This window comes from Streptomyces sp. NPDC025638, from assembly GCF_055558775.1.
This window is the reverse complement of record NZ_JBVHLX010000056.1, coordinates 1-7,460: the sequence shown is the minus strand read 5'-3', so window position 1 is coordinate 7,460 and position 7,460 is coordinate 1. Positions and strand designations below refer to the sequence as shown.

Genomic DNA, 7,460 nt, shown 5'->3' with positions numbered 1-7,460 from the left:
GGCGGCGTCCTCAGCGCCCTGGCGCAGGGCTGCATGGACGAGGCCGTCGCCGTGCCCGTCCTGCGCGGCGACCGCCACGAGCGGCAGGCACTCGTCACCGCGCTCGCCGAACTTCACGTGCACGGCGTCTCCCCGGACTGGCAGGCGCTCTTCCCCGGCGCTCACCGCGTCACCCTGCCCACCTACGCCTTCCAGCGCGAGCGCTTCTGGCTGGAAGGGGACGAGGACCTGGCTGCCGACGGCACCCCGGCCGACGTTGCGGACTCCGGCTTCTGGGACACCGTGGAGCGCGAGGACGCGGAATCCCTCGCCGCCACACTGGGCGTCGGCGCGGACGCCTCGCTGAGCGCGCTCCTGCCCCGGCTGTCCGCATGGCGCCGTCAGCGCCGCGAGCAGTCCGTGGTCGACGGCTGGCGCTACCGCGTCACGTGGAAGCCGCTCGGCGCGCTCCCGCAGCCCGGCCCGTCCGGGACCTGGCTGCTCGTCGTGGCCGGCGAGAGCGAGTGGACCGCCTCGGTCCGCACCGCGCTCGGCGAGCGCGGCCTGGAACTGGTGACGCTCGTCGCCGGGTCCGGCACCGACCGCGGGACGCTGGCCCGCGAGCTGGCCGGCATCGACCCGGTGGCGGGCGTGCTGTCCCTGCTCGCCGAGGACGAGAGCGCCTCGGCCGACCACCCCGGCCTGTCGCACGGCCTCGCCGCGACCCTCTGCCTGGTGCAGGCGCTCGGCGACGCGGGCGTCGACGCCCCGCTGTGGTGCGCCACACGCGGCGCGGTGGCCACCGGCCGCTCCGACCGCGTGGACCGCCCGCTGCAGTCGCAGGTGTGGGGCTTCGGCCGGGCGGCGGCGCTGGAATACCCACAGCGTTGGGGCGGACTGCTCGACCTTCCTGATCTGCTGGACGCCCGTACCGCGGCCCGCCTGGCCGCCGTCCTCGGCCAGGCGGCCGAGGACCAGGTGGCGGTCCGCGCCTCGGGCGTCTTCGGGCGCCGGCTCGTCCGGGCCGCCCGCCCCACCGGCCCCGCCCAGGGGTGGTCGCCGCGCGGCGCGGTGCTGATCACCGGTGGTACGGGTGCGCTGGGCGGGCACGTGGCCCGCTGGCTCGCCGGTGCGGGTGCGGAGCACCTGGTGCTCACCAGCCGCCGCGGCCCCGCGGCGCCCGGCGCCGGGGAGCTCGTCGCGGAGTTGGAGGAGCTGGGCGCGGCCGCGACCGTCGTGGCCTGTGACGCGGCCGACCGTGACGCCCTGCGGGCGCTGCTGGCCGAGCACCCCGTCAACGCCGTCGTCCACGCCGCAGGCGTCGGCGACCACGTCATGATCGAGGACTCCGACCCGGCCGGGTTCGCCGACACGGTCGCGGCCAAGGCCGCGGGTGCCACGCACCTGGACGAACTGCTGGCCGGTCAGGAGCTCGACGCGTTCGTCATGTTCTCCTCGGGCGCCGGCATCTGGGGCGGCGCCGGCCAGGGCGCGTACTCGGCGGCCAACGCCTACCTGGACGCCCTCGCCGAGTACCGGCGGGCACACGGGCGCACCGCGCTCGCCGTCTCCTGGGGCGGCTGGGCCGAGGGCGGCATGGCCGGCGTCGGCGACGGAGAGGAGAGGCTGCGCCGCCGCGGCCTGCCGCCGATGCAGCCCGCCCTCGCGATCTCCGGGCTCGAGCAGGCGCTGGCCCACGGCGAGACCGCCGTCACCGTTGCGGACTTCGACTGGGAGCGGTTCATCGGCCCGTTCACCGTCACCCGCCCCAGCGCCCTGTTCTCCGGCGTGCCCGAGGCCCGCCGCGCCCTGGATGCCTCGGCCTCCGGCGGCTCCGAAGCCGGCAACGCGCTCGCCGCGAAGCTGACCGGGCTGCCGGCGGGCGAGCAGGACCGTACACTGGTGGACCTCGTCCGCACGCACGCGGCCGCCGTGCTCGGCCACGGCGGAGCCGCGGCGGTGGAGCCCGGCCGGGCGTTCAACGACCTCGGCTTCGACTCGCTCACCGCCGTCGAGTTGCGCAACAAGCTCACGGCCGACACCGGCCTGAAGCTTCCCACCACGCTGGTCTTCGACTACCCGAACGCGACGGCCCTGGCCCGTTTCCTGCGCGGCGAACTGCTCGGTTCGCAGGGCGCCGCGCAGCAGGAGCAGCCCACGGCCGCCGCCGGCGACGAACCCGTCGCGATCGTGGGCATGAGCTGCCGCCTCCCCGGCGGCGTCGGCTCGCCCGAGGACCTGTGGCAGCTCGTGACGTCCGGCGGCGACGCGATCTCCGGCTTCCCCGAGGACCGCGGCTGGGACGTCGAGGACCTCTACGACCCCGACCCGGGCACCCCGGGCAAGACGTACGCGCGCGATGGCGGCTTCCTGTACGACGCGGGCGACTTCGACGCCGCGCTGTTCGGGATCTCGCCGCGCGAGGCGCTCGCGATGGACCCCCAGCAGCGCCTGCTGCTGGAGGCCTCGTGGGAGGCGTTCGAGCGGGCGGGTATCGACCCGGCCTCCCTGAAGGGCAGCCGCACCGGAGTGTTCGTCGGCATGTCCTACCAGGGCTACGGCGCTGGCCTCCCGCAGGTGCCCGAGGGCGTCGAGGGCCACCTGCTCACCGGCAGCGCCGCGAGCGTCGTCTCCGGGCGCGTGGCCTACTCGTTCGGCCTGGAGGGCCCGGCCGTCACCGTCGACACGGCGTGCTCGTCGTCGCTGGTCGCCCTGCACCTGGCCATCCAGTCGCTGCGCAACGGCGAGAGCACGATGGCCGTCGCGGGCGGTGTGAACGTCATGGCCGTACCGGCCGCGTTCGTGGAGTTCAGCCGACAGCGCGGGCTGTCCGCCGACGGCCGCTGCAAGGCGTTCGGCGCCGGCGCGGACGGCACCGGCTGGGCGGAGGGCGTGGGCGTGGTGCTCGTGGAGCGGCTGTCCGACGCCGTGCGCAACGGCCACGAGGTCCTCGCGGTCGTACGGGGCAGCGCGGTCAACCAGGACGGCGCGTCCAACGGCCTGACCGCGCCGAACGGTCCGGCGCAGCAGCGGGTCATCCGGCAGGCCCTGGCCTCCGCAGGGCTCACCGAGGCCGATGTCGACGCGGTGGAGGCGCACGGCACGGGCACCGCTCTGGGTGACCCGATCGAGGCGCAGGCGTTGCTCGCCACGTACGGCCAGGAGCGGCCCGAAGGACAGCCGTTGTGGCTGGGCTCGCTGAAGTCCAACATCGGTCACGCCCAGGCGGCGTCCGGCGTGGCCGGTGTGATCAAGATGGTGATGGCGATGCGCCACGGCGTCCTTCCGCGGACGCTGCACGCCGATGAGCCGACGCCGCACGTGGACTGGTCCGCGGGCGCGGTGCGGCTGCTGACCGAGGCCGTCGACTGGCCGGAGACGGACCACCCGCGCCGCGCCGCCGTGTCGTCCTTCGGCGTCAGCGGCACCAACGCCCACACGATCGTCGAGCAGGCCCCGGTGGCCGAACCGGCCGCCGTCGCACCGGTCGAGGTCGCCTCGGCGACCGTGCCGTGGGTACTGTCCGGCAAGTCCGAGGCCGCGCTGCGCGCCCAGGCCGAGCGCCTGCTGTCCCTCACAGCCGACGGCGCCGAACCGTCCCTCACCGACGTCGGCTTCTCGCTGGCCACCACCCGGGCCGCCCTGGAGTACCGCGCCGCCGTGGTCGGTGCGGACCGCGGCCGGATCACCGAGGGCCTGCGGGCCCTGGCCTCGGGGGCGCCCGCTGCCGGAGTCGTCCTGGGCCGCGCCGACGTCGGCCAGGTCGGGTTCCTGTTCTCCGGGCAGGGCTCGCAGCGCATCGGCATGGGGCGGCAACTGTACGAGGCGTTCCCGGTCTTCGCGGAGGCGTACGACGAGGTGTGCGCCCACCTCGACCGGCACCTCGACCGGCCGCTGCGGGACGTGGCCTTCGGCGATAACGATCACGAGGACGGCGAGGAGCTGAACCGCACCGCCTTCACCCAGCCCGCGCTGTTCGCGCACGAGGTCGCCGTCCACCGGCTGCTGGAGTCGTGGGGCGTGCGGCCGGACTACCTGGCCGGGCACTCCGTGGGCGAGATCGCGGCCGCGCACGTATCCGGGTCCCTGTCGCTGGAGGACGCGGCCGCACTGGTGACGGCTCGTGCCGCGCTGATGCAGGCCCTGCCCGCCGGCGGGGCGATGATCGCCGTCCAGGCCACTGAGGACGAGGTGCTGCCGCACCTCACCGACGACACCGACATCGCGGCGATCAACGGCCCGCAGTCCGTCGTGGTCTCCGGAGCCGAGGACGCCGTAGCGGCCGTTGCGGACTTCTTCGCCCGGGAGGGCCGCAAGACCTCCCGGCTCACCGTGAGCCACGCGTTCCACTCGCCGCTGATGGACCCCGTGCTGGAGGACTTCGCCCGCGTCGTCAGCGGACTGCGGTTCGAGACGCCCCGGACACCGGTCGTCTCGAACCTCACCGGTGAGCTCATCGACGCGTACACGGCGGACTACTGGGTCCGGCACGCCCGCGAGGCCGTGCGCTTCGCCGACGGCATCCGGACCCTGGGCGAGCTGGGCGTGACCACGTTCGTGGAGACCGGCCCCGGCGCGGTGCTGAGTGCCATGGCCCAGGGCTGCCTGGACGGCGCGGTCGCCGTTGCCTCCACACGGTCCGGCGGCCCTGAGCCCGAGGCGATCACCGGCGCCGTCGCACGGCTCCACGTGCACGGCGTCCCCGTGGACTGGCAGGCGTTCTTCGCCGGCCGCGGCGCCCGGCGCACCGACCTGCCCACCTACGCCTTCCAGCACCAGCGGTACTGGCTCCCGGCCACCGCGCCCACGGCCGCCGCCGTCACGGGGACCGACGCCGCGGAGGCCGGGTTCTGGGAGACGGTGGAGCGCGAGGACGCCCAGTCCCTCGCCGCCACCCTCGACCTGTCCGCCGAGCAGCTGGACGCGGTGCTGCCCCGGCTGTCCGCGTGGCGTCGGCAGCAGCGCCGGCAGTCCGCCGTGGAAGGCTGGTCCTACCGCACGGGCTGGAAGCCGCTCAGCGGCCTGCGGGCGCACGAACTGCCGGGCGACTGGCTGTTCCTGGTCACCGAGGACACCTCGGCCGCCGAGTGGACCGCCGCCGTCGCCGACGGGCTCGCCGCCCGCGGGGCCCGGCTGGTCCGCGTGGCGGTCGACCCGGCCGCCGACCGCGGCGCACTGCTGCGGCAGCTCGCCGACGCCGTCCGGGAGACCCCGCTCGACGGTGTGATCTCCCTGCTCGGCACCGACGAGCGGCCCCACGCCCGACACCCGGCCCTCTCCGTCGGCACCGCGCTGACCCTCGCGCTCGTCCAGGCCCTGGGCGACGCCGGCATCGACGCCCCGCTGTGGATGCTGACCAGGTCCGCCATGTCCACCGGCCGGGCCGACACGGTGCCGAGCGCCGCCCAGAACGCCGTCTGGGGTCTGGGCCGGGTCACGGCGCTGGAGCACGCGCCGCGCTGGGGCGGTCTGATCGACCTCCCGGACACCGTCGACGACCGGGTCGCCGGCCGACTCGCCGCGGTCCTCGGCCAGTCGGCCGAGGACCAGGTCGCGATCCGCGCCCGCGGCGTGTTCGGCCGCAGGCTCTCCCACGCCGCCGCCCGCCGCAACACCCAAGCCGGACAGCGGTGGTCGCCGCGCGGCGCGGTGCTGATCACCGGTGGTACGGGTGCGCTGGGCGGGCACGTGGCCCGCTGGCTCGCCGGTGCCGGTGCCGAACACCTGGTGCTCACCAGCCGCCGCGGCCCCGACGCGCCGGGCGCGGCGGATCTCGTCGCAGAGCTGGAGGCGACGGGTGTCCGTGTCACCGTCGCCGCGTGCGACGTGACCGACCGTGAGGCGCTCGCCGCGCTGCTCGCCGAGCAACCGGTGAACGCCGTCGTCCACACGGCGGGCGTGGACCACCTGGAGCCGCTGGAGTCCATGACGCCGGGCGCCTTCGCCGACGTACTGTCCGCCAAGGCGGCCGGCGCCCTGCACCTCGACGCGCTCCTCGCCGGCCGGGAACTCGACGCCTTCGTCCTCTTCTCGTCCATTGCCGGCGTGTGGGGCAGCGGCCACCAGGCCGCCTACGCGGCGGCCAACGCCCTGCTCGACGGACTCGCCGAACGCCGCCGGGCCCAAGGCCTGCCGGCGACCGCCGTGGCCTGGGGCCCGTGGGCCGACGGCGGCATGGCCGAGGCCGACGGCGCGGACGAACGACTGCGCCGCCGCGGCCTGATCCCGATGCCCGCCGCGTTCGCCGTAACCGGCCTCCGGCAGGCGCTGGATTCCGGCGAGGCGACCACCACGGTGGCCGACGTCGACTGGGAGCGGTTCCTGCCCCCGTTCACCGTGGGCCGCCCGAGCGCCCTGCTCGGCGACCTCCCGGAGGCCGAGATCCTCACCGAGGGCAGCACCGCCGGCGGGCCCGGCCCGGCCGCGGGCTCGCCCCTGGCCGACCGCCTCACCGGGATGCCCGAGACCGAGCAGCACGCGCTGCTGGTCGACCTCGTCCGCACGCACGCGGCAGCCGTCCTCGGTCACAGCGGCGCCGACGAGGTCGAGGCCGACCGGGCCTTCAAGGACCTGGGCTTCGACTCCCTGACCGCCGTCGAACTGCGCAACAAGCTCAACGCCGAGACCGGCCTCGCACTGCCCCCCACGCTGGTCTTCGACCACCCCAACGCCCAGGCACTCGCCCGGCAGCTGCGCACCGAGCTCACCGGCCTCACCGTCGCGGCCGCACCGGAAGCGGCCGCCGCGCCCGCCGAGGACGACGACCCCATCGCGATCGTCGGCATGGCGTGCCGGTATCCGGGCGGGGTGCGTTCGCCGGAGGACCTGTGGCAGTTGGTGGTCTCCGGTGGTGACGCGGTCGGCGAGTTCCCGGCGGACCGCGGCTGGGACGTGGACGGCATCTACGACCCGGACCCGGACGCGTCCGGCAAGACGTACACGCGCCGCGGTGGATTCCTCTACGAGGCGGGGGAGTTCGACCCGGGGTTCTTCGGGATCAGTCCACGTGAGGCCGTGGCGATGGATCCGCAGCAGCGCCTGCTGCTGGAGACCACGTGGGAGACGTTCGAGCGGGCCGGCATCGACGCGGAGTCGGTGCGCGGCAGCCGCACCGGAGTCTTCGTCGGCTCCGGCTACCAGGACTACGCCGCCCAGGCCTTCAACGCGATAGACGATTCCGAGGGCTTCTTCGGCACGGGCAACTCGGCGAGCATCATGTCCGGCCGTATCGCCTACACCCTCGGCCTGGAAGGACCGGCCGTCACGGTCGACACTGCGTGCTCGTCGTCGCTCGTGGCCCTGCACTGGGCGGTCCAGGCGCTGCGCGGCGGCGAGTGCTCCATGGCGTTGGCCGGCGGCGTGATGGTCATGTCCACCCCGCGGGCCTTCGTGGAGTTCAGCCGCCAGCGTGGGCTGGCCCCTGACGGACGGTGCAAGGCGTTCGGCGCCGGTGCGGACGGCACCGGCTGGGCGGAGGGCGT

Annotated in this window: 1 protein-coding gene; it reads left to right on the top strand. The window is 75.3% G+C overall.

All coding sequences use genetic code 11. From position 1 onward, the window contains the following. The coding region (locus ACZ4EG_RS46390) for a type I polyketide synthase (protein ID WP_467795032.1) at nt 1-7,460 on the top strand (7,460 nt) is incomplete at both ends.